We start from the raw sequence: 674 nt of genomic DNA, 5'->3' as shown, positions 1-674 counted from the left end.
TCGGCTGCTTCTAGGATCACCACTTGAGAGCGCTGGCTGGCCGCATCAAAAACCACCGTCACGATCCACCCTGCCTCTTCGCCCTGACCTTCTGGATCGGGGATGAACACCGGTTCTCCCACAAAGCCGCGGGGGGCAAAGCTGTACTGCTGTGTGCGGCCTGTGGCGGTATCCAGCTTGAGGATGGCTTGCAGAGGAGCATTGGGGCCAGGAGCATGGGTGGCCCCGATGTAGATGTAGCGGTGGGATCCCCCCATTTGAGCCGGGTGGATGGCCGGAAACTCCACCGAGCGATCCAGCAGCAGTTCTCGGCGCACACTGCCCGCCTTGGGATCCAGATAGAACCGCCACAGCTTGCCCGCTGGAATTTGGGCAAAGTCAATCTGCAGGTAATCGGCATCCGGCTCCAGGGCAGGGTAGTTCTCATAGAGGACGGCATCCACCACAACCCGATCCCCGACTTCGTAGCCGTTGACAAAATGGAAAACAAACCCCGGCTCCGCTTCCAGTTGCAGCGGCTTACCGCCCTGGGGAAAGAGCCAGATGCGGGTCGGCTCCCCCGGTTTCAAGGTCAAACAGGTGCCCGCCGGTTGCCAGCCCAACACAAACGGCAGGGGGTTGAAAGCCAAGGGATTTTGGAAAAAGATACGGTAGCGGGGTGTCCAGACAAAATC

Annotated in this window: 1 protein-coding gene; it reads right to left on the bottom strand. The window is 59.9% G+C overall.

Translation table 11 applies throughout. The features are described 5' to 3' along the window. A partial coding sequence (locus NW819_RS11425) for a carotenoid oxygenase family protein (RefSeq protein ID WP_414413812.1) occupies positions 1-674 on the bottom strand: 674 nt, incomplete at both ends.

The organism is Synechococcus sp. R8-2 (genome assembly GCF_047461715.1).
GTDB lineage: Bacteria > Cyanobacteriota > Cyanobacteriia > Thermostichales > Thermostichaceae > Thermostichus.
The sequence above is the reverse complement of the archived record's forward strand: the minus strand, read 5'-3'. Positions and strand labels throughout refer to the sequence as shown.